General features: G+C 44.3%; 17 protein-coding genes. 5 read left to right on the forward strand and 12 right to left on the reverse strand.

Annotated elements, in window-relative coordinates; genetic code table 11:
* Positions 1 to 2: 2 nt before the first annotated feature.
* The 4 genes from ABR189_RS08940 to ABR189_RS08955 all read right to left on the reverse strand — a co-directional run bounded on the left by ABR189_RS08940 (position 3) and on the right by ABR189_RS08955 (position 3,750).
* Complete coding sequence (locus ABR189_RS08940) at positions 3 to 1,121, reverse strand: efflux RND transporter periplasmic adaptor subunit (protein WP_354660129.1); 1,119 nt, start codon at positions 1,119 to 1,121, stop codon at positions 3 to 5.
* A gap of 137 nt (positions 1,122 to 1,258) precedes the next feature.
* Complete coding sequence (locus ABR189_RS08945; RefSeq protein WP_354660130.1) at positions 1,259 to 2,626, reverse strand: sensor histidine kinase; 1,368 nt, start codon at positions 2,624 to 2,626, stop codon at positions 1,259 to 1,261.
* 2 nt (positions 2,627 to 2,628) lie between these two features.
* Positions 2,629 to 3,309, reverse strand: a complete 681-nt coding sequence (locus ABR189_RS08950; RefSeq protein WP_354660131.1) for a response regulator transcription factor — start codon at positions 3,307 to 3,309, stop codon at positions 2,629 to 2,631.
* A 60-nt stretch (positions 3,310 to 3,369) separates the two neighbouring features.
* A complete protein-coding gene (locus ABR189_RS08955) occupies positions 3,370 to 3,750 on the reverse strand; it encodes a DoxX family protein (protein ID WP_354660132.1) in 381 nt (126 codons plus the stop codon).
* A 311-nt stretch (positions 3,751 to 4,061) separates the two neighbouring features.
* On the opposite strand from ABR189_RS08955, the gene ABR189_RS08960 reads away from it, so the two are divergent.
* The 3 genes from ABR189_RS08960 (at position 4,062) to ABR189_RS08970 (ending at position 9,564) form a co-directional block, all read left to right on the forward strand.
* Positions 4,062 to 6,833, forward strand: a complete 2,772-nt coding sequence (locus tag ABR189_RS08960; protein WP_354660133.1) for a DUF8487 domain-containing protein — start codon at positions 4,062 to 4,064, stop codon at positions 6,831 to 6,833.
* 70 nt (positions 6,834 to 6,903) lie between these two features.
* The gene (locus ABR189_RS08965) at positions 6,904 to 7,710 is read left to right on the forward strand and encodes a helix-turn-helix domain-containing protein (RefSeq protein WP_354660134.1); all 807 of its coding nucleotides are present in this window, start codon (positions 6,904 to 6,906) and stop codon (positions 7,708 to 7,710) included.
* A gap of 63 nt (positions 7,711 to 7,773) precedes the next feature.
* Positions 7,774 to 9,564, forward strand: a complete 1,791-nt coding sequence (locus ABR189_RS08970; RefSeq protein WP_354660135.1) for a DUF885 domain-containing protein — start codon at positions 7,774 to 7,776, stop codon at positions 9,562 to 9,564.
* Positions 9,565 to 9,578: 14 nt separating this feature from the next.
* Here the strand turns inward: ABR189_RS08970 and ABR189_RS08975 are convergent, their stop codons facing one another.
* Complete coding sequence (locus tag ABR189_RS08975) at positions 9,579 to 10,919, reverse strand: amidohydrolase (protein WP_354660136.1); 1,341 nt, start codon at positions 10,917 to 10,919, stop codon at positions 9,579 to 9,581.
* Between the two features lie 193 nt (positions 10,920 to 11,112).
* On the opposite strand from ABR189_RS08975, the gene ABR189_RS08980 reads away from it, so the two are divergent.
* Both ABR189_RS08980 and ABR189_RS08985 read left to right on the forward strand, forming a co-directional pair.
* Positions 11,113 to 12,333 (forward strand): amidohydrolase, encoded by a 1,221-nt coding sequence (locus ABR189_RS08980; RefSeq protein WP_354660137.1) that lies wholly within the window; start codon positions 11,113 to 11,115, stop codon positions 12,331 to 12,333.
* A 121-nt stretch (positions 12,334 to 12,454) separates the two neighbouring features.
* Positions 12,455 to 13,312 carry an AraC family transcriptional regulator gene (locus ABR189_RS08985; RefSeq protein ID WP_354660138.1) on the forward strand — a complete coding sequence of 286 codons (858 nt, stop codon included), beginning with the start codon at positions 12,455 to 12,457 and terminating at the stop codon, positions 13,310 to 13,312.
* Here the strand turns inward: ABR189_RS08985 and ABR189_RS08990 are convergent.
* From ABR189_RS08990 to ABR189_RS09020, 7 genes are read right to left on the reverse strand one after another with little or no spacing between them, the layout of a single operon-like run.
* On the reverse strand, positions 13,299 to 14,819 hold the full coding sequence (locus ABR189_RS08990) for a S41 family peptidase (protein ID WP_354660139.1): 1,521 nt from the start codon (positions 14,817 to 14,819) through the stop codon (positions 13,299 to 13,301). The two genes, ABR189_RS08985 and ABR189_RS08990, sit on opposite strands and share 14 nt — an antisense overlap.
* 36 nt (positions 14,820 to 14,855) lie before the next feature.
* Positions 14,856 to 16,175: a MutS-related protein gene (locus tag ABR189_RS08995; RefSeq protein ID WP_354660140.1), complete on the reverse strand. Its 1,320-nt coding sequence runs from the start codon at positions 16,173 to 16,175 to the stop codon at positions 14,856 to 14,858.
* Entirely contained in the window at positions 16,159 to 17,505 is a 1,347-nt protein-coding gene (locus ABR189_RS09000) for a MutS-related protein (RefSeq protein WP_354660141.1), read from the reverse strand. Before ABR189_RS09000 ends, ABR189_RS08995 begins: the two co-directional genes overlap by 17 nt.
* 32 nt (positions 17,506 to 17,537) lie before the next feature.
* A complete protein-coding gene (locus tag ABR189_RS09005) occupies positions 17,538 to 19,853 on the reverse strand; it encodes an ABC transporter permease subunit (protein ID WP_354660142.1) in 2,316 nt (771 codons plus the stop codon).
* Between the two features lie 9 nt (positions 19,854 to 19,862).
* Entirely contained in the window at positions 19,863 to 20,783 is a 921-nt protein-coding gene (locus tag ABR189_RS09010; protein ID WP_354660143.1) for an ABC transporter ATP-binding protein, read from the reverse strand.
* 33 nt (positions 20,784 to 20,816) lie between these two features.
* Entirely contained in the window at positions 20,817 to 21,557 is a 741-nt protein-coding gene (locus ABR189_RS09015; protein WP_354660144.1) for a hypothetical protein, read from the reverse strand.
* Positions 21,558 to 21,593: 36 nt separating this feature from the next.
* Complete coding sequence (locus tag ABR189_RS09020) at positions 21,594 to 23,090, reverse strand: RagB/SusD family nutrient uptake outer membrane protein (protein ID WP_354660145.1); 1,497 nt, start codon at positions 23,088 to 23,090, stop codon at positions 21,594 to 21,596.
* Positions 23,091 to 23,093: the final 3 nt, after the last annotated feature.

Consider the following 23,093-nt stretch of genomic DNA (forward strand, 5'->3'; position numbering starts at 1 on the left):
ACTTATTGGGCATCCAGCAGATAAAAGCCACCTTCTGCAATAATCTGCTCTCCTGGATTTAAGCCTGATTGGATTACGACTTTATCTGTCCCGGAGCCTGTTGTTTCCACTTTCCGTTTGATGTACCTGCCCGGAGCAAGAGCTACAAACACAAAGCTGGTGTTGCTCATCTGCATGATAGCCTTGGCAGGTACGAGTACCGCTGCTGAAGGGGCAGGTATAAAGCTGACATTTACATACATCCCGGGCTTCAGCGTACGGTCTTTATTATCAACAGCTACCAGCACCTGTATACTCCGGGTTGTTTCATCAACTATCTCATTAACATGATATACTTTCCCTTTAATTTGCTTTTCAGGTAAAGCCGCTACGCTGATACTACATTCATCCAGTTTATTTATAAAGCGGATATCCTTTTCTTTTACCTGGCTGGCAATCCATATTTGAGACAGCTCCGCTACTGTAGCAATACTGGCAGCATCATCCCTGATAAACTGCCCTAGTACCACCTTGTTCTCAATAATCTCACCGGCAATAGGAGCACGCACCACCAGCGGCTGACCTAATGATAGTTTATCCGGGGCTGCTTTGAAAAGGCGGATACCTATCAGCGCATTTTCATATTCTTTAGCGGCCATCTCGTATGCCGTTTGTGCTTCTTCCAGGTCCTTTTTTGTGCCTACCCCATGCGCTACCAGGTCTTCCTGACGACGCAGGTTTTTGTACGCCTGTGCCGACTGTGTCCTTTCCTGGAAGAAAACCTTTTGCGCCTCCATAAAATCAGGGGAACTGATTTCAAACAAAGGTGTTCCAATGCTGGTTTTCATCCCTAATTGTAAATATGAACGGGTAACTCTTCCTTTAAAGGGTGGTGCTATCTCCGCGTATTGTGTTGGAATCGCTTTGACTATACCCGCCGTAAGTATTGGCAGGCTATACGAAACAGATTGTATCGTCAGCAGTTTTAGCTTATTTTCCAGATTGGAGCCGGAAGGAATATTGATAGTATCCCCCTGTACAACATAATTGATGCTGCTTTTTTCTGTCTGTTTGCTATTACAGGAGGTGAAAATAATATACACCCCGGCGCACAGTACTCCGGTTGCGATGTTCCTGATCATTATAAAGCAATTATGGAATAATAAAAATGGCGGCCGCAGCTGCCCTTATTTGCAGGTGCAAAGGTAGAACAGGCTTCGTGCAGAAGCCGTTAGAGGAGCTATAGAATATTATTAGAAAGTTATTAGAAAAGTGATGATCAGGTATGAGGCAGGTGAATAACAAATACCGTGCCCTCACCTTGTTTTGAGTGAACGGTAATACTCCCTCGATGTAATTCTACGATCTTTTTGGTAAGCGGTAACCCTATTCCATTGCCATCAGCAAACTTCCTGTTACCCCCCCGGAAGAAAGGGGTGAAAATATGAGGCAGCTCTTCCGGATTTATCCCAACGCCATTATCAGAAAAGCGCAGGATGATGTCTTCCCTATTAAAAGCAATGGATACTTTACAATGATGGTTTTCCGAAAACTTACAGCCATTCTCCATCAGATTCACAAAGGCTACTTTCAGCAGGTATATATTACCATTCACGGAAATATCGTTATCGTTATCTATTTCCTGCTCAAAGGCTATATCTACTTTATACAACGGCTGATGTTCCAGTACATCTGTTCTGGCATCCATCAGCAGTTCATCCAGCCGGATGTGCTTGAAAGCAATAGACGCCTGATCGTAATTAGCTTTGGCCAGGTCAAGCAGACTGTTTGATAACCGTATTAGTTTTTGTGTATCTGTAATAGTATGCAGGATAGCTGCTCTGTATGCCTCATTCGTTCTTTCTTTTTCGAGGATCAGTTGCTGTTCTGCCAGCATAGTAGTTAGTGGTGTACGTAGCTCATGGGAAATATTGGATACAAAACTTTTTTGGGCATCAAAGGAATGTTCCAGCCTGTTGAGCATTTCATTAAATGTAATGGCCAGCGCGGCAATTTCATCTTTACGATTACCTTCGTCCAGACGGAGATCCAGGTTGGTAGCTGTAATCTTTTTTACTTTACTGACCATAGAGGAAACGGGGTGTAATGATTTTTGGGCCAGAAACTGCCCTGCCAGAAATATAACTATCACTGCCGCCAGGAAGGCGATGACAATGGTATTGCGAAGGCCAGCAAGCTTAGTCAGTCCATATTCATCTTTTGCAGCAGCAGTAATGATGTATGCTTTATTATTATGCTCATACAGAAACCCTACTACCTGCACATCTCCCAGATAAAACTGAATTTCTTTACGGACAATGATGCTATCGATCATTTTCTTTGTTTCTTTCACCCGGTCAATGGCTACATCATCATGATACAACAATTCAAAGTTACTATCATAAATAGCCACTTCTTCCTGAAACAACGCATTGGGAGCATTCTTGTAGATCAGCTGTAACACATTAGGGGCTATTCTGGTATCAAACAATAAATTGGCTTTTGTTGCAGCTTGTTGTTTTAATCTTTTAAAATACTCATCCTCCCGGGTTTCAGCGGAAGTAAAATAGACGGTTAAGGCAAAAGCCAGCAACAGTGCAGCCATCAGCATCGTAAAAAGCAGGGTAAGCCTTGTTTTGATCTGCATGGCTAACCCTGTTTAAAGATGAATCCCAAACCAGGCTTGGTATGAATAAGCTTCACATCAAAATCCTTGTCTATTTTCTTGCGGAGGTAATTGATGTAAACGTCAATAAAATTCGTTCCTGTATCAAAAGTAGTTTCCCAAACATTTTCTGCTATTTCAGATCTGGACAAAACCCTTTCAGGATGTTCCATCATATACCGTAGTAATTTCAACTCTTTAGGGGTCAGTGAAATTTCCCTGTCATGACGTGTTACGATCATCGTATGCAGGTTGAACGTTATGTCTGCATATTTCAGCAGGAGGCCCTGTTGCCCCACATTCCCGTTATTGCGTTTCAGGAGTGCCCGGATACGTGCATGCAGTTCCCTGAATTCAAAAGGTTTTACGAGATAATCATCTGCCCCTGCGTCAAAACCCTCTACTTTATCATCTGTTGTACCTAATGCGGTGAGCATCAGGATAGGAATACCGGGTTTACGGACACGGATTTCCTTACAAAGCTCCAGCCCATCCATCTTAGGCAGGATAATATCCGTGATAATGAGATCAAAATCCTGTTGCAATGCCAGTTTTTTGCCGGAGATACCGTCATAGGCTATCGTTGCCTGATACCCGTGTTCCTCCAATCCCTGTTTAACAAGGGTGGCTATTCTTTCTTCGTCTTCTATAATCAGAATATCCATGATGATAACCGGTATGAAGCGCAAAGATAAAGGAACTCCGGCATACCTGCCTTTTCGCAGTTAGTTTCCGTAGGCTACACCTTTATTTAATTTATGATAATACACGTAAGACACGAGTAAGATCGCAAGTATGATGAATGGAAAAATGCCATCAAATCCAAACCCATCCACAGCGAAATGACTGATACTGGCAAACAGAAAATCAAATATAAAACCGGCATAGGCCAATTCCTTCAACCGGCCCTTTATAGCTGGTATCACCAATATCAGTGCTCCCAACACTTTAAAAACTACCAGGGTGTTGCCAAAGTAGGTAGGATACCCCAAATGGCTGATGCCTTGCCTTGCCAACTCCGTATTAAAGGTAAATGCAGGCATTACCCCTTCAAACAAGAAGATAAAAATAGTCGCAATCCAATAAATGATTTTATTCTTTTTCATGATTTTTGCTTTAAAGATTTACATGTTTTCTTTAGGAAATGATAATTTATAAGCCCGGGACTTGCGCATCATCCTGTAAGGCTTTGTTTTTTCATACAGCAAAGATATAGTCAATGAATTACCAGATGGAGTGCAATAGCGACAATCTTGGGGGCTAAATGCGACAATAGTCCAAACGTACGTTACGGCGTTGTTTCAGATGTAACAGTCACCCATACCTGATTGTTCCGGGAACTTTTCTGACTAATCATAATATAATCCATCTTATCCCGGATTTATTCCATTAGCACTCCAGAGACAAATGTATATTTTTGGGCAAAACAGCAGCTACCATCACGCATATTATGATTAAACGACTTTCTTTATTAGCGGCCTTTCTTATCCTGGCAACCAACCTGACTGCACAGCAGACAGGCTTATCACTTTCCGGCAAATGGCAATACAAACTGGATACGCTAAACGAAGGCATTCAGCAGGAATGGTACCGGCTGCCTTTCAGGGATGCAATCCATCTACCAGGCACACTGGATGATGCGGGGATCGGCACACCTCCTGAATTGTCTATTGATAGTATGCATCGCCAGGTGATGTTGAACCTCAGCAGAAAGCACCGGTACATCGGTGTAGTGTGGTATCGTAAAGAAATTGATATACCAGCAGCAATGGCCAACCAGCCCATGTCCGTATACCTGGAAAGAGTGCTTTGGAAAACGACGCTCTGGATAGATAATCAATTGGCAGGAACAGCAGAAAATATCAGTACCCCACAGCAATTCAGCATTCCCTGGAAATTGAAGCCAGGTAAACATGTTATCGTACTTAGAATCGACAACCAGCAGCAACATCAAACAGGAGATGCTACACATGCTTATACAGACGGCACACAGATCAAATGGAATGGAGTAATAGGAAAAATGGCATTGATCCCTAAAGCAGCAGGCAGTATCCGCATAGCGGAGGTGCACCCTGATCTGCCAGGTAAAAAGGTAAAAGTAGTGGTAAAGCTGCACGAAACAGACAATCCGGATCAGCTTTCCACTTTACAGGTTGCATTGGGCTTTAAGGGAAAGGTAATAGCAGCACAATCAATAGCCATAAAAGACCATACGGTTCAAATGGAGATTCCTGTTGATACTCCTGCACAGTGGGATGAGTTTACGCCTAATCTTTATACGGCCAGCATTAAAGTAGTTAAGGATGGCAATACGCTGGATACCCGGAACCTGCAATTTGGATTCCGGCAATTAGGGAATGCCAACAGTCTTTTGCAGATCAATGGACACCGGCTATTTCTCCGAGGCACACTGGAATGTGGTATTTTTCCACTTACAGGTTACCCTCCGATGGAAAAAAGCGGATGGCTTAAAGTTTTTACCGCCGCCAGGTCTTATGGACTGAATCACCTGCGGTTTCACAGCTGGTGCCCGCCGGCAGCAGCTTTTGAAGTAGCAGACTCCTTAGGTTTTTATCTTCAGGTGGAATTACCGTTATGGACAAGCGTAGGCGACGATAAACCTACCCTTGATTTCCTCATACAGGAGGCATATGATATCCTGGACACTTATGGCAACCATCCCTCCTTCTGTTTTTTCAGCATGGGCAATGAACTGGAAGGCGACTTTAGCTGGCTGAACCATCTTGTAAAAGCCTTAAAAACAGCCGACAACAGGCGGCTTTATACCACTACCGCCTTCTCTTTCGGGCATGGCCGCTGGCCACAACCTGAAGATGACTTTTACATTACCCAATGGACAAAGCAAGGCTGGGTACGCGGACAAGGCGTATTTAATGACGAGGTGCCGGGATTTAAACAGGACTTTTCTTCCGCCATAGAAAACCTGCCTGTACCCATAGTAACACATGAGATTGGCCAGTATTCTGTTTATCCTGATCTGAAAGAAATTGATAAATACACGGGTGTGCTGGACCCGCTTAATTTTAAAGCAGTCCGGAAAGATCTTGAAAAGAAACACTTGTTGTCCCTCGCATCAGCTTACCTAATGGCAAGCGGTAAGCATGCTGCGAACCTCTACAAGGAAGAAATCGAAAGAGCACTTAAAACACCAGGATTCAGTGGCTTTCAATTACTGGGGCTGCAGGACTTTACGGGTCAGGGTACAGCACTGGTAGGCTTAGTCAATGCCTTCTGGGAAAGTAAAGGCATTATAACCGGAACAGCGTTCAGCCGGTTTTGTGGCCCGGTAGTACCTTTATTACATTTTGAAAAAGCAGTTTATACTACTTCGGAAGACTTTCATGCACAGGCCTCACTGGCAAATTTCAGCAATCAGGAAATGCAGGCTGTAAAAGCGGAGTGGCGTGTAACAGACCCTACTGGTAAAACTTTAGGTGCTGGCGTGCTATCTGTTGCCAAAGCGGGTATAGGCAATGATAATTCACTTGGCAGCTTTTCACTTAAGCTGAAAAACATCAGGAAAGCACAAGCGCTCACTGTAAGATTATCCATAAAAGGCACCTCTTTCAGTAATCAGTGGAATATCTGGGTTTATCCTGCACAATTACCTGCTACTGACCCCGGTGTTTTCTTCACCACCTCTCTGGAAGAAGCACTGCAACAGCTCGATGCTGGCAAAACGGTCATTCTGAACCCGGATACCGCTGCATTGCAAGGCGTTGAAGGCAGGTATGCACCTGTTTTCTGGAGTCCTGTACATTTCCCCAATCAACCTGGCACAATGGGCCTGCTCATAGACGCTAATCATCCTGCATTACATAATTTCCCTACAGATAGTTACTCAAACTGGCAATGGTGGGATCTTGTCCGCCACTCCAAGACGATGATCATAGACTCATTAGGTCTGGATATTCAACCCATTGTTCGTCCGATAGACAATTTTTTCAAAAACAGAAGGATGGCCGCTATTATTGAAGCGAAAGTGGGTAAAGGTAAATTGATTTTATGTTCCATGGATATCCATACCGATCTCGAAAAAAGAACGGTGGCCAAACAACTGCGGTTCAGCCTGTCCAGGTATGCTGCTGGCAAGACCTTCAACCCTACGGCATTACTTACAGCACAGGAGCTGAAGACATTTATCTTTAAACAACTGCATCAAGAATAAGCAAAAAGGCGGGGCAATTATCACAGGAGCTTATGGTATTTTCGTAATTTCAAAGGCTCAATCAGTAGATATGTCAGGTTTTATTCCGGTTCAGCTTGCAGCAGGTACCTACGTTGGCACGAAGGTGAAGGAACGCATTTTTGGTGCTGTCATCACCAGTGAAACCAGCTTTGTGCCCAATATGGCATCCGCCTGGCATTTTCATGTAAACCCTCACTTTTCCCACATACTGGAAGGCGGCAGCAAAGAAGTGAAAAAGGGAGGAACCGACAAGCAATATGCGGGTACCGGCCTTTATTACCATCCGGGTGTGGCTCACCAGAATGTAGATTACCTGCCTGGTACCAGGATTTTTAATATGGAACTGACGGACGATTTCTTTAAAACCTTTGGTTTGTCATACCCTCCTCCCTCCCTGATGTTTGGTGATAAACACCAGCTCAACACAAGTGGCCTGGTCCGGATCATGAAAGAGCATTATCTTAATGATACAGTATCCGCTATTGCTATGGATCAGCTGTGTATTGACCTCATAGCTCCCAGCCAGCAGGATTTCCACTGCTTTCCGGAATGGGCAAAGAAAATAAGGGATATTATGTATGACAACTGGGATACACCGCTATCATTGCCCTTCCTCGCTGCTCAACTCGACCTGCATCCCGTGACCATCTCCCGCTACTTCGCCCGTTATTTCAGATGTTCTGCTGGAGAATATCTCCGGAAGATAAAGGTAGAACGGGCTATCTCCCTAATAAAACAAGAACAGACCTCTCTTACTGACATTGCCTATGAATGCGGATTTACAGATCAGGCCCACTTCACTAAAACCTTCCGGCGTATAACAGGGATGCTTCCCAACCAATACAGAAAGATCTGACTTTAATAACAGCAGGTTAATCCCGTACAATTTCAGCTGTAATCTGCTGGTTAGTTTTGTACCATGATGAACACAAACCAAATCAGATCACTGCTGATACTAATCACCATTTTATATACAACAACTATACAGGCACAGCAAAATAATAAACAGCTGCATAAGCTGTTTGATGATTATTATGCAGAGCGGATGCAGCTGTTCCCATCAGAAGCTACCACAGCAGGCTTTCATCAATACGACGACCGTCTGGCGATTGAAGGTAGTACGCCCTATCTGGCAGCCACCGGAACATTTTACAAAAAGTACCTCCGGAAGCTGAAAAAATTTGACAACACTACATTAAATACGGGAGACAGGATTTCCTGTGATATACTCACTTATACGTTGCAGTCTGCTCTGGAGGCCATATCGCTCCACCTCGAATATATGCCCATGAACCAGTTTATTTCTACCCCACTGGAACTGGCTTCTTTTGGATCCGGAGATGGGGATCAACCGTTTAATACAGTGAAGGATTATGAGAATTGGGCTAAAAGGATGACTGCATTTATGGAATGGACAGATACCTGCATCGCTAACTTTAATAAAGGAATACAAGCAGGCGTAGTATTACCTAAAGCGCTGGTACAATTGATGATCCCTCAGATGGCTTCTCTGGCAGAAATAGATACCACTAAAAATATCTTCTATAAGCCACTGTTGAAATTCCCAGCGTCCTTTACGGCGGCCGACAAGCAACGGATCACAAAACTGTACCACGTTGTGATTGCCGGAAAATTACGGCCTGCCTATGCCAAACTAGCTACCTACCTGAAAGAACAATACCTTCCCGCAGCGCAGGATAAGGCAGGACTTTTTGCCCTACCTGGTGGAGACCGGATCTATAGTTATTACGTACGTTCCTTTACCACCACTCCTGACCTGACACCAGAAAAAATATACCTGACAGGATTATCTGAGGTGACGAGGATCCGGATGGAGATGGAGAAAATAAAAACAGAGACAGGCTTTGCCGGCAGCTTACAGGAGTTTTTCACCTACCTGAAAACCAGCCCCCACCTGATGCCTTTTAAATCACCAGAAGAGGTACTGGATGCTTACCGGGCAATCTACCGGAAAGTGCAGCCACATATATCACAGTTATTTGGCCATCAGCCCCAAACCCCAATGGAAGTACGCAGAGTGGAGGCATACCGCGAAGCTGCCAGCGGAGGACCATTCTATATTAAGGGAAATATATCGGAAAAACGTGCTGCTATCTTATACGTACCTGTACCTGATGCCAGGAAAGTGAATGTTACCTTTTACGGAACAGAAGCAACATTTATTCATGAAGGCATACCCGGTCATCACTTTCAGATTGCTTTACAGCAGGAAAACAAGGAAATACCCACCTTCCGGCGACAGCCATCCTTCAGTGCCTATTTTGAAGGCTGGGCATTGTATGTGGAATCCCTGGGAGAAAAGCTCGGCTGTTATACCGATCCCTATCAGAAAATGGGTGCCCTGAACAACGAGATCCACCGCGCCATCCGGCTGGTACTGGATGTAGCTATCCATACCGGTAAAATGACACGTGAAGAGGCTATTGCCTATATGATGGACAATGAATCTGTAAGTAAAGCTATTGCTACGGCTGAAGTGGAACGGTATATGGCTATGCCCGGGCAGGCTTTGTCATACAAAACAGGTGAAATAAGAATAAAAGCACTACGGGATAAACTGGCAGCACAGCTGGGCACCCGTTTTAATCTGCGTGATTTTCATGATGCCCTGCTGGCATATGGTGATATGCCGCTGCAAGTACTGGAAAAGTACATGGACAGCTGGGCTGCCCATTATCTGCAACCATAATCTGACAAAGGATTTTAATATACGATTTGCCCTTTATTGATCAGTGATCTCACCGGAGAAATTCTTGATACCACCTCTGCAGAGCAGCTGGCATCTATCAGCACTACATTTGCTGCATCACCGGCTTTAGGCCATTGCTGCACACCTTTGTCGTCGAGCGGCAATACATTTCCGGTAGCGAGCTTCAGGCTTCTTGACAATAAGAATTCGGTGGAGTAGCCGTACAGCTGTGCCATCGTATGTGCCTTTTCCAATACACTCCCGGAGCCAAATGTGCTCCAATGGTCGATGATACTGTCATTTCCGGTCATCACATTTACTTTGTACTTATAGAGTGTAGGTATAGGCATAATAAGCCCGCCGAATGGAATAGTAGAAACAATACCTATGCCCGCAGCTCCTAATTGCTCAGCAATTTGTTCCTGTTTTACTTTATCGATCCTTCCCAGCACAAAGCAATGACTTAAGAATGTTTTGTGCTGAAGGACAGGGTTTTCATTTACTTTCTTGATCAGGTATTCTACTGTTTTTAACCCCGACTCTCCGGATTCATGCAGGTGAATATCTATTCCTTTATTGTTGTCCAGCGCCAGTTGAACAGTAAAATCTATTGTTTTTTCTATAGCCCCATCAATGCTATAGGGATCAAGACCACCAATAAAATCAATGTCCATCTTTGCTGCGTCCCTGAGATAGGGCACTGTATCAGTATAGAATACGCCATGCTGAGGAAATGCAACCAGTTCTGCCCCAAAGGATTGCTTTTTGTTTTCCAGCGCTTTGAAAAGATTGTTAAGCGATTGCAGCTTTGAAGTAGGCTCAATGTTGACATGACTCCTGGCGAAGTGGGTACCTTTAGATTGCAGCAATTCCATCAGTTTTTCTGCCCGGGAAGTGGAGGTTTTCAGCATCTCAGGCAAAATCTGCTGTTCCAGTGCAATCATTCCTTTCACGCCCCCCTGGCCTCTCCTGGTAGCTTGCCAGGGACCACCATAAAATGTCTTATCGAGGTGGATATGCATATCCCTGAAAGCAGGGAGCATCAGCCAACCTTTGGCATCAATAGCATTGGCGGCATTCGGTTTATTGGCAGCAATTTGCTCGATTTTTCCGTCTTTGATTGCTACGCAGAACAATTCCGTCTTTGTATGAACCACCTCTCCTTCCTCATAAACAAACCCGGTTTCAAGCCGCACATTCTTTAACAGGTAGCTTGCTCCCCCATTACTTTTACCTGCTGCCTCGCCGGCAAATGCTTCTGCCGAGGTCAGTAATCCGGAGGCAAAAGCCACTCCTGCCAGGCCCCACCCAGACATTTTTATGAATTCCTTACGGGATATTGCTGATTTCTTCATAGTCCAATCATTTTTACAAAATTAATCTTCACTACCGCTTATTCTGTGAAGGATTCATGATATACCTTGAAAGATTTATCTATCATCCGCCGGTAATTATAAATCTTTCAAGCATCTGTATAGATAACACAAAGTTCCCGAAAGATTTAGTGCTTACTTTGCTATAGTAATCGGGGAATAAAAAATAGAAAAAATGGATAAAATAGCAAATAACGGTAATTACACATTTAAGAATGTGTTACTGGAAACAGGCTTTGAGTATGATGGCGATGAGGTGGTAAAGACAAAAACCGCACTTTTTTGTGTTGAGATAGTGGATGGTAAAATAAAGGCTATCACCCCCAACGATCCTGCTAAGCATGCCATTGATGCCAAAGGTTGGCTGATGCTCCCTGCATTTAAAGACATGCATGCTCATTTAGACAAGATGCTTTATGGACTGCCATGGCAAGCCGTTTCTGCGAAAAGAAAAACGGTGAAGGATCAGATTGCCTATGAGCAGAAGATGATTCCCGAGTGGCTGAAAACCTCTGTGGAAAGGACGGAAAAACTGATTGATTTTCTGCAGTCAAATGGTACTCATTACATCCGCTCTCATTTCAATATCGATCCTACTTCTGGCTTTGATTCATTAAAGCACCTGGAGATAGCACTAAAAAACAAGGAAAAAACAGTGGGTGCAGAGTTGGTAGCTTTTCCCCAACACGGCATATTTTATACCAATACAGCCCCACTGCTGAAAGAAGTGGTGAAAATGAACATCGATTTCATAGGAGGTGTAGATCCTTATTCCATTGATGGCAGCATTGAAAAGCCAATGGACCTGATCACGCAACTGGCTATCGATAATAATAAGGGAATTGATATTCACCTGCACGAAGCTGGTGAAACCGGTATAAAAACAATTGACTACCTGATCAACAAAGCCAATGAAACCCCACAGCTTCGTGGTAAAACCTTTGTAAGTCATGCCTTCGCATTGGGTCATCTTCCAGCTTTGGAAACGGAACGCATTGCTGTACGCCTGGCAGCAGCCGGTGTGGGCATCGTTTCTTCAGTACCTTTCGGCAATACCATTATGCCTATTCCGCTGCTGAGAAAGCATGGTGTAGAGGTGCTGGTAGGAAATGATAATATCCAGGATCATTGGAATACTTTCGGACCTGGCCATATGCTCCAAAAGGCTAAACTTATCGCGGCACTGTATGGCTATAGCTCCGAATGGGCGTTATCAAGAACGCTGGGCTTTGCCACCAGGTATGTACTTCCTTTGAACGATAAAGGTGTGCAGCAATGGCCCAAAACAGGCCATGAAGCAGATCTTGTATTCCTGGACGCCTCCTGCTCGGCAGAAGTAGTAGCAAGAGTTTCTCCTGTTAAATCACTGGTGCATAAAGGCAATATTGTATTCTGATCAATACATGCTTCTCTTATAATTAAGATGGATTGGTCCTGAGTGATTTCAGGGCCAATCCATTCTTTTTGTCCTAACTTTCCATATTTTAGAAGTTGAACTCCCCATTTAACTTGATGATATGAAGATTTATGACAATACAGGCTACATTCCTGTCTTAGGCATCCATGAATTCAGGAAAGGTCAACTCGCCGGCAGGGAGGAATTCCTCTTTAATGAACTACATGGTGAACGGCATATTCACAGGCCACATAAACATGATTTTTTTATCATTAACCTGTTTGAATCAGCCAAAGGGGTGCATAACATCGATTTCCATGATTATCCCATCGGGAATAAACAAATTCATGTACTCTTTCCCGGACAGGTACATACCTGGAGCATACAACCAGACACCACCGGTTACCAGCTGATGATACAACAGCATTTCTTCGAACGCTTCGCTGCATTCTTCCGCTTCTCCTTTTCAAACTATATGAACCATCCGGTGATTCCATTGACCAACGACAGTTTCAAATTATTGAAATATGAATTTGATGCGATCAGAGATGAACTGAATTCGCCCAACTCAGTGCAGGAGATTATCAGCGCAAGAGCGGCTGTTATCGCAGCAATTGTGAGTAAGGAAGCCGAGCATATTTTTACAGAACTAAAAGTATTCCAATCTAATCCGAGGCTTGCGCAATTCAATATGCTTATTGATAAATTTTACAAGCAGGAAAAACTGGTTGGATTCTATGCATCAAAGCTGCACATCTCTGCCAACTATTTAAATATTCTTTGTAAGAATAATCTTCACGTGTCGGCCACCAAATTAATACAACAACGTGTACTGCTGGAAGCAAAACGGCTTCTTCAGACAACAGATCTCTCTATCAAGGAAATTGCATTTGAACTCGGCTTTGTAGATCATGCATATTTCTCCAATTTCTTTAAAGCCCAGGCAGGCATAACCCCAACGCAATTCAGAGAGCATTAATCAGTTCCAATGCATACATCAGTTCCGGATCCTGGCCGGCACGGGCATATGTTACAAATTTCTCAAGCGGCACTTCCCTATCAGGTATCAGGCCACGGCCATCATCTGCTGACGCGTTGAAAAAATAAAGCTCCGAAAGGGGCACCGTAAGTATAGACTTTGTTCTGGGCAACATATATTTGAGGAACCAGGCAGCGGTAGTAGCCTTTTCTCCACTTCCGGTTTCCTTTCCAATCACCAAGCCACGTTTATTCTTGCGGACCAGTGAAGCAAAGTAAGTCGCTGCTGATACAGTGCCCCCACCCGTTAATACATATACTTTACCTTTAAATGCATCTTTATCCGGCGGAAAGTTTTCCAGCTGCCCTTCTTTTAAGCGGGCATTACCAATATAGATACCCGAGCTGTCTTTATCAAATCGCTGATAGAGAAAGTTTTTATGATTCCGGATATCTTCATCAGAAAGCTTCCTGCCATAATCTGCGATCGCATATTCAGGATAGGCAATGTCTATTGTCCTGGTCCTGTAGTTATATACATTTTTGAAAGGGGCATCTGCAAGGAATGAATACAGCAATGCAGAAATAGCTGGATTTCCACCTCCATTACTACGTATGTCAATAATAACATGTTCATACCCACGTTGATTAACTTCCTTAAAGAACTCACTGAATTCTTTATAAGCTGCCGATTCGCTCAGCGAAAATGTATTGATGGTCAGCAAGCCTGTTTTAGTATCATCAAAATAATTCCTGTACACAAGGTATGCCCGCTGTAGCTGGTTCATAGGCAGAATAGCCAGCCTGCTGTCATGAAACGCCTTGGTAGGACTGGAAAAAGGAATCGTTACTTTTTTGACTGCACTGCTACCTGGAGTAGTATAAGTGATCCTGAAACTTTCACGGTCCGGTGCTAGTAAACTGAAAAGCAACTGAAAATTAGATGCTATCCTGTCTGTTCCGGTATTGATATGACCATCACTGTAAACTGATGCTACCAGTGCAGCTATGATATCTTTCACAGTCATACCGTCTATGCTCAGCACCTCTGATCCGAAAGGTATTTCAGCCCCTTTAATGTTGATGAATATTTTTTCCCGTTCAATGATAACGGGGAAAGGAAAAAAATGAATCATACCAAATATATTTCTCGAATTATCTTCAGAAAAACGTAAGTTGGTATGAACGTCCCTGATTAAATATAAGGGTGAGTACTGGCTGCAGTTCAGCACGTCCGGTTGGGCGTTCATCATCGTCAGCAACGAATCAACCTTCCTGTTAAAATCAGTGGAATCAATAAACTTATAAGGATTAGGATGTTGTTTCTTCAGTATATCCATGGCCAGTCTGTAGTCCGCGATGAGGTCTTCCTTTGTAACGTCCAACAGGTTTTTATGCTGAGAACTGACCGTAAGGCTCTGTAACACTATTGCCACGATCATGCCGAAATATCTTTTGAAAGACTTGAGAATGCCTTTCTGTATATTAAATTTGCTGTACAGTTTCATGAGTTTGGTTTATTTTGTCGTAGATCAATATTGTAATTATGAATGGATCATTTCCAGAATACCCTCATTGCGGATAATCATCATACCCTGCCTGTCTTCCGTAATGCCCTCCTCCAATCTATAAGTATAGCGTGGCCGTCCTCCTTCCATAACAGTGGGGAGATATCTGAAAAGGATATTATCGTGCCCCCGTAAGGCCTCTCCTACTTCAATAATATGGGTAGACACTACAAACAGACAGTCCCGGTACTCCGCAAATGCTTCGGTAACTGACAGCGTACCATCATATGCATCTTTTACATTGGTACCTTTGAACAGCTCGTCAAACATCAGCAGCAAACGCTTGCCCTGGCTGGCTGCTTCAGCTGCCTGCTTTACACGCACCACTTCCGCGTAAAAATGACTATAGCCAAGGTGAATATTATCTGCCACATTGATGGAGGTATATAATCCTTCGCGTACTGAAAAGTCCATGCTGGCAGCCGCTACCGGGAATCCAATATGAGCCAGGTACAAACTGATCCCCAGTGATTTCATCAACGTGGATTTACCAGCCATGTTTGCCCCGGTCAGAAACAACATGTTGCTCGCCTCATTCATCGTCAATGAATTGCCTACAGCGTTTTCAATCGCCGGATGACGTAGCTCTTTTACTGACAACATGTTACATGCGCCGGTTAGTGCTTTGGCATATACAAACCCCCTGGTTGCAGCTACACTGCTCACTGCTATATAAACATCCACTTCATGGATAAATGACAGCATATTCTCCATGTCCTCGTGATGATGTGTCTTCAACAGCAAATCATAATGCACAAGCGTTTGTACAGACAAAGCCTTATAGATATCTGTGTTACGCAGTTTTTCCAGCCGGGGGGTATACAGCAAATCTTTTATTTCCTGTATACGTGCTGCAAAAGCGCTGTCGCTTGTAACACCAATTGTACTGATAAAATTATGGCAGCTTTTGAGGACCTCAATCGTTGCCTGCAATCCTTGTATATTTGTTTTATAACGCTCATCGCGGACAGTCAATGAGAGTAGTTTCATGGCTAGTGTACCGGCAAAAGTAGCTATCAAGCCCTTACCTGCTCCTGTGTCCAGGTATTCGCGCATCAAACCTACCTGCTGCACGCTGAAAGGAAATTTGAGGCCGAGGCACTGAAAAAAATGAAAAATAGCAGTACGCTGGTTAATGACAGTTTCGTGTATCAATGGCTGCCGGAACATTTCGTCCAGTAATTTTTCTCCCCCGCGTGTCTTTACCTGATTGAATAAATGATAAACAGATCCCTGCCGGAATTTGCCCAACAGGTTCAGTTCATCTAACGACTGCTGATCAATGTTGAAGTTCATGATTACCTGTTTTTTGGCTATTTTCAATAGGTGAATGGGCCCGTTTCCGGCCATTCCGGAGTATATCCAGTATTCCTTCATTACGGATGATAATCATGCCATGACGGTCATCGGTAACACCTTCCTGCAATGTATAAGTGTATTCTGGCGTCTGGCCATTCATACGCGTAGGCAGATAACGAAAACCAATTGCAGCATGAAGCCCCAGCTCCCCAGCTGCTTCCACAATGTGAGAAGATATAATGAACTTGCTGTTTTCCTTACCGGAAAAGGCTTTTGTAATGGCCACAGTAGCCTCATGCGCATCCTTTACGTTTGTACCCCGGAACAGTTCGTCAAAGATCACAAAGAGGGCTTTCCCCCGTTGTAGCGCTGCAGCCACCTGTTTAACACGCAGCACTTCAGCATAAAAATGACTGGCCCCGATACCCAGATTATCAGGCAGGTTGATAGTAGTAAATATCCCGTCCATGACTGAGAACTCCATATGCCGTGCCGCGACAGGGAACCCCATATGCGCAATATATACTGCTGTGCCTACCGAACGCAGGAATGTGGATTTGCCCGCCATATTAGCGCCCGTGAGAAATACAACCGTATGGCCTAGCTGCATCTGCAGGTTATTGGCAACAGGATCTTTCAATTCCGGATGATATACCCCTTCGAGCTTTAGCTCCCCACTACCTTTTTCAAGTGCTCTGGGAAATACGAACTGATGTTTGTTGGCCACTTTAGCAACCGACAGATACACATCAAGCTGATAGATATATTCCAAAAGCCTTTCAATTCTTTTTCGTTCACGCACCCTTAGCAGCACATCAAAGGCAGTTTCCGCAGCATAAGAGAGCTTATCCGGGTGCTTTTCCAGTAACACAGGGGCCAGAGAAGGATCCAAAAGGAGCTGGTCAATAGCTTCCCGCTCATCACTGTAAGGTATAATGTCCTGCACCTCCCTACGGGCAATAAATGTGCAAACCTGTTGGATCAGGTTGATTAATGCGGCTACTCCATTGTGCACCTCTTTTTCATTCAAAAGGTACTGACGACTACCATCTGAAGATTCCTGGGCTGCTGTCAGATATTTTTCCACCATATCAAACATGGCGGCCTCAAAAGGGAAAGCCAACCCAAGCTGCGCAAAGTGTTTTATAAGGGCACTACGCCTGTTGATCATCTCCTGTTCTGCCAGCGGTGCACGGAACATTGCCTGCAACCGCATTTCACCACCACGGGTATGCGTATTGTTATACAGATCATAAATACCTGCGGCTTCCCGCTTGCTGAAGATCCGCAAATCATCCATCGTCTGATCATCTATTTCCAAGATCATGGTTTCCTGATTAAGTGATTAAACAGTATCATTTATTTCCGTTTCCGGCGAAGTAATATAACCACACCAAGTAGCAATATCAGGGCCGGCAGCACCCATATATATATTACCTGTATCACTTTAAACCCAGCCACAGAAAGATTTAGTTTGGTATCCTGCGGAGCCGGGTGTGGGGCGTAAATCGGAAACCGGTTATTATCCATCCAGCTGAAATAGGAACGGCCAATGACCGAACCGCCGCCTCGTAATGAACTCATCATATCGGCATCACCTGCCGCAATAATCCGTTGTGATTTATGATTGATCTGCCTTTCCAAGGCTACCACAACAGGAAAAGAAGTTTTCTTCAGATCTCCTTCCTGTGGCGAAAACATAGGCGTTACGGAATCCCGTACCAATGTGCCTGCTTTCAACCATGCTTTGCCAGGGAGTGTAAGCAGTAAAGGCTTAACAACACCAATGCTATCGCTGGTTACTACAACTTCCGTTGCTCCGGGAGAGAATAAGGACAAGGTATCCTGACTTTTTCTCAGGCGAAGCAGTACCTCCTCTTCGGCAAGGGCAGTGGCTTCCGGTGTAACATACGGCCTTACCATATCCGGCATCTCATCTTTGCTGGGTTCCACTAAAATGCCATCGGCCAGCTGCAACCCTACACCTGCCAGCAGTGGATTGAGCACATATTGCTTACCCGGCTCGCCAAAGAACATCGCATTTCCGCCATCGGCCAGATATTGACGGATCTTATCTTGCACAACATTGCTTAATGGTATTTTCGGATCCCCGATCACCAGTGCAGTAATGCCTTCAGGGATTTTCTGTGTTTCAAGATTAATCGTGTCTACATCAAAGCCAACATTGATAAGAGAGCCACGGAAAGATCGCGCAATGCTGTGCAGGAAATACTCTCTTTCTCCTTTTTTATAAATGCTGCGTTCGAGGTTCCCGCTGGTATATAGGATACGTGGCATTTTATCTTGTAACAATCGCTTGACAGCTGCCGCCACGTTCATTTCATCCGGCCAGAATGTAGGATCGTCGAACGTGCGGATAAAAGTTGTTTTCCCTTTATAGGAAAGCCCTATCACCAAACGATAATTTTCTTCCTCCGGGCTGAATATCTTACGGATCTTTTCCGGTGGTAGGAAGCCTGTAGTATCCACTTCCATAGTACTGGCAATCTGCGCAGCAATCTCTGCAATATTTTTGCCAGGGAATTGTTTATAGTGATAGCTTTCAGGAGGTACATCATAGTAGTAAACATACCTGAAACGGATGTTGGGCTTAAAACGCAGATACCGTTCCCATAATAATGAGAGGTAGCGATTGCGGGCTTCCGGGAGCCCATGCTGTGCACCGATCCCAAGCAGATTGGTGTACAGGGTTACTTCCATTGGCTCATCGCCCAGCTCGCTGATAATCTGTTGTGTATTCGGATGCAACGTATTCATTTTACCATACGAAGTATCCCAGTAGCCAATAAGCCCTGGCCGGGAGAAAACATAACCAATCATCAGACCGATTACAATAACAGCCAGATAGCGGCCGGTCTTGACAAACCAGGGTTTGGATTCCCGCGCTCCTTTGAGTTTGATAAAGGTAAAGCCGATAAACATGAAAACAATTACCAGAAAGTAGATCACATCTTTACTGGTGATAAGCCCCTGTAACATTCTTGCTGTTCTTCCTGATATCGACAGGAAATAGGTAAGGTCCCTCACAAAATCATATTTCTGCCATAAACGGCCAATATAGCTCAGGATGAAGATCAGCATGAAAGTAGAGATCGCGGAAACAATCTGATAAGTAGTCAGGCTTGACATGAACATACCAATGGCTGTATAGGCGCAAACCAGCAGGAAAAATCCTAAAAGGCTGGATAACAGTATCCCATATTCTACATCCTGGATGTTGAACAATCCCATTACTACAAAAGCACCGACAATACTTACCAGCAGCAGATTATATGCCATAAGTGCAAGGTATTTACCTAACACAATCTGATGGGTTTTAACAGGAGAAGAATACAGCAACTTGATAGTACCATTGTTGATCTCCCGGCTGATCAGCCCCATCGTAAGCAGAGGCAGAAACAGATACAGGTTCTGCAGTGCATTGACAAAAACCACATTACCTGAAAGAAAAACCAGCTTGGTGAGCGGTATACCGAGGTTTTTGAAGTTCGGGTTATTTTTGATCATCATTTCCTGCCACTTCACAAAAGGTTCCAGCGCATACGTATAAAACACAGCGCATTGGATCAGGAAAACAATCGTAAGAAACCAGGCTACCGGAGAATAAAAGAGATTACGCAATTCCGTTCGCGCAATTTTATATATGAGTTTCATTAGTGCTTCTTATTGTTGAGATTGGGATAATTGTTTGAATATGTCATCCAGCAGACCTTTCTCCAGGTTGATCTCCTGTAGCCGCCATCCGTTTTGGACACTGGTGGCAATGATCGTTTCGGCAATCTCGTGGCTGCCTTCGAAGTAAAGGCGGATCTGCTTATCGTTCAGAAATTCAACCCTCGTAATGCCTTTTATCTTTAACAGCACTTCACCGGAAGGCGGGTTTTCCATCTTTATAAGTATAGCATTCGGCTTCATGTAATTGTTGAAAGCATCCATGGTATCAGAGAAAACGATACGACCATTCTCAATCATGATCACCTCCCTGCACAACAGATGGATCTCTGACATCACATGTGAAGACAATAATACCGTACAATCCCTTGCTATCTCCCGGATTAGTTTCCTCGTTTCTATAAGTTGATTAGGGTCTAAACCATTGGTTGGCTCATCCATTACCACCAGTTGAGGCTTGTGAATAATGGCTTGTGCAATACCAACCCGCTGGCGATAACCTCCGGACAGGTTGCGGATTAGCCGGGAACTGAAATGCGCTATCTGACAACGTTCTTTGGCTTCTTCCACAGCTATTTTAATCTTTTTACCCGGGATCAGGCGAAGCTCTGCTGCGTAAGTCAGGTATTCATCCACCGTCAGGTCGGCATATACTGGTGGTGCCTGCGGCAGAAAGCCAATTCCCATTTTGGCTTCTTCAGGTTGCTTCCGTGTATCAAGGCCGTTCACATACACATGTCCTTCCGTTTGGTTCAGCGCTCCGCAAATAATGTTCATAGTGGTGGACTTACCGGCGCCATTAGAGCCAAGCAAACCTACTACACCGGCCTTATCTATCTCCAGGTTAATATCGCGGATTGCCCAGGAGTTACTATACTTATGAGAGAGCTTCTCTATCTTTAGTTTACTCATATAATTTTTGATAAAATGATTCTTTACTGCACATCAAAGGCTGTGAGGAACAAGAAGAATGGTAGAACCGCCCGGAGCCCCTATCAGTGCAAGGGTAAAATTCTTTTGCAGCCAGGCATTGCCCGCGTATATGGAACCAGGATTACTCAGCCCTTGCGATTTATAACGTGCAATTAAGGCACCACTTTCATCCCTGAATTCAAAGACATAGTCCGCAATACCTGCTCTCACCGGAAACTTTTTAAATGCTGACATCTCCTTAAAAGAAAGGCTGCTGGCTACTGAGCCGGGGGCATTGTCTGCAAGATTGATACTTATCTGGCCACTGCCGGGTGACAGGTTAAGAAAACGTAACCCCATTACGCTATCCTGCGCACTGTGATAAGGCAACTGATCCATCGTCAGCAACGTATCCGGCTTGCTCACAGTGCCTGTCAGAAACAACGTGCTCATTGCACCGATAGGCAGATCGATTACAAGCTGTAATAAGGGACTGCTTTTTCCTGTAGTATCAGGATACTGGTATAATGCCAGATCCTGCCGGCCTGTATAGGAACTGAACCGGTTGACAGAAGAATTGAACACACCGTAAGAAATACGTTTAGCCGTAATGTAATAACCATTCGGTTGGCCTCCGTTAAAACTGGTGATCAATGGCTGACTGCCTACTATTGCATTGATCATGGTAAGAGAAGCTGTGCCCGGAGGCATCTTTTCTTTCGAACAGGAAAATAATATTAACAACCAAATCGACCAGGAAAGTATGCGTTGCATATTTTATTATGATTAGATTATTGACAAATAAGATGGTCAGTACCCTTGGTTTTGCGTTAACCTCGAGTTACGTTGGATCTCCGTCGGGGGGATTGGATATAACAGTTGGTAATCTCCCTCCCACGGTTGCTTTATTGAAGTATTTGAAAGTACATCATGAGCGGTGCCGGTTCGTTTCAGATCAAGCCAGCGGTTGCCCCATTCTGCAAAAAGTTCTGTCTGCCGCTCCTGGGCTATGGCTTTTTTCACTGCAGCGAGGTCCATTGAAACAGGTAACAGCTCCAACCCTGCTCTTTTACGCACTTTGTTCAGATCATCAATAGCACCTGTAAGTCCCCCGTTGGCACCATTCGCCCTTGCTTCTGCCCTGATAAGGTATTGTTCGGCCAGCCTGGACACCACATAATATTCCTCTGCGGGTGCACCTGCTACCGAATTTGCGAAACCAACCTTGTACTTGGCAGGGTAATAGGTTTTGCCTTGCGATACACCATTCACAATGTTCATGGTGCTGTCGATCCAGTCAACATAACGTTGATCTCCCGGCTCAAACACACGCAACAAATCATCAGAAAGATTAAATGGAGCTATTTCCTTATACAGTATATGTGGCAAAAACACATTCCCTTCCGGTGTTGCATTTTTCAGCGCAGAAGCGGGATCTTCCGTTTGCATCAACTGCCAGATAACTTCCCGGCTGGTTGTTTTGAACACATTATTTACAGGCTCCAATTGGTACAATGCGGCCTGGTTAATAACATCTGTGGCCTTTGCAGCAGCACTTACATGATCACCAAGGAAAAGATAAGCTTTAGCCAACATGGCAGTAGCCGCCCATTTGTTGGGACGTACTCTCTTTCCCTTTCCTACTGAATAGTCCGAAGGCAATGTACTTTCCGCATCCAGCAGATCGCTTATGATCTGCTTGTAAATTTCTGGCTGCGAAGTTTTCGCAACTCCGGCCGTCTGGTTAAAATCGACCGTTAGTGCCAGGGGCAGATCCCCAAAAAAATTAGTCAGATAAAAGTAACAGAATGCCCGTACAAACTTGGCTTCTCCGGTCAGTTCTTTCCTGACACTGTCTCGCAGCTGAGGGGAAGTAGATGTTGCAATACCTTCTATTACAGAATTAGCACCATACACAGTATTATAGGCAGAACTCCATATGTTGCCAGGCACCTCGCTATTGTCATTCGTGAGCCGGTTGGTAATTAAAGCATAGTAGGAAGGACTAATGGGACCGTTACTATTATAGAATTCTCCGGCAGACAAACCGCCGGCTATCGTAGCAAGCCCTGCACTGAAAGAAGAGAACCCTACACTAACAATGTTGCTGGAAACGGTACCATGAATCATCACATGATACACCCCTATCATCGCTCCTTCAGCCTGCTGTTCGGAATTGAACATCTTTTCCGTGGTGAGCGTATCAATAGGTCCGGATATGGATACCAGTTTTTTGCAGGAAAGAAATAGCAAGCCTTGCAATAAGCAGCATGCCATAATATAGCTACGTTTACAGGATATACGCATAGC

The sequence above is a fragment of the Chitinophaga sp. H8 genome, assembly GCF_040567655.1.
GTDB lineage: Bacteria > Bacteroidota > Bacteroidia > Chitinophagales > Chitinophagaceae > Chitinophaga > Chitinophaga defluvii.

Bases quoted from the DNA above. Each gene is read 5' to 3' on its own strand.
- ABR189_RS08940 (WP_354660129.1), bottom strand. From the start codon at position 1,121: ATGATCAGGAACATCGCAACCGGAGTACTGTGCGCCGGGGTGTATATT.
- ABR189_RS08950 (WP_354660131.1), bottom strand. From the start codon at position 3,309: ATGGATATTCTGATTATAGAAGACGAAGAAAGAATAGCCACCCTTGTT.
- ABR189_RS08980 (WP_354660137.1), top strand. From the start codon at position 11,113: ATGGATAAAATAGCAAATAACGGTAATTACACATTTAAGAATGTGTTA.
- ABR189_RS09010 (WP_354660143.1), bottom strand. From the start codon at position 20,783: ATGAGTAAACTAAAGATAGAGAAGCTCTCTCATAAGTATAGTAACTCC.
- ABR189_RS09000 (WP_354660141.1), bottom strand. From the start codon at position 17,505: ATGATCTTGGAAATAGATGATCAGACGATGGATGATTTGCGGATCTTC.
- ABR189_RS08975 (WP_354660136.1), bottom strand. From the start codon at position 10,919: ATGAAGAAATCAGCAATATCCCGTAAGGAATTCATAAAAATGTCTGGG.
- ABR189_RS09015 (WP_354660144.1), bottom strand. From the start codon at position 21,557: ATGCAACGCATACTTTCCTGGTCGATTTGGTTGTTAATATTATTTTCC.
- ABR189_RS08965 (WP_354660134.1), top strand. From the start codon at position 6,904: ATGTCAGGTTTTATTCCGGTTCAGCTTGCAGCAGGTACCTACGTTGGC.
- ABR189_RS08985 (WP_354660138.1), top strand. From the start codon at position 12,455: ATGAAGATTTATGACAATACAGGCTACATTCCTGTCTTAGGCATCCAT.
- ABR189_RS08970 (WP_354660135.1), top strand. From the start codon at position 7,774: ATGATGAACACAAACCAAATCAGATCACTGCTGATACTAATCACCATT.
- ABR189_RS08995 (WP_354660140.1), bottom strand. From the start codon at position 16,175: ATGAACTTCAACATTGATCAGCAGTCGTTAGATGAACTGAACCTGTTG.
- ABR189_RS09020 (WP_354660145.1), bottom strand. From the start codon at position 23,090: ATGCGTATATCCTGTAAACGTAGCTATATTATGGCATGCTGCTTATTG.
- ABR189_RS09005 (WP_354660142.1), bottom strand. From the start codon at position 19,853: ATGAAACTCATATATAAAATTGCGCGAACGGAATTGCGTAATCTCTTT.
- ABR189_RS08990 (WP_354660139.1), bottom strand. From the start codon at position 14,819: ATGAAACTGTACAGCAAATTTAATATACAGAAAGGCATTCTCAAGTCT.
- ABR189_RS08945 (WP_354660130.1), bottom strand. From the start codon at position 2,626: ATGCAGATCAAAACAAGGCTTACCCTGCTTTTTACGATGCTGATGGCT.
- ABR189_RS08955 (WP_354660132.1), bottom strand. From the start codon at position 3,750: ATGAAAAAGAATAAAATCATTTATTGGATTGCGACTATTTTTATCTTC.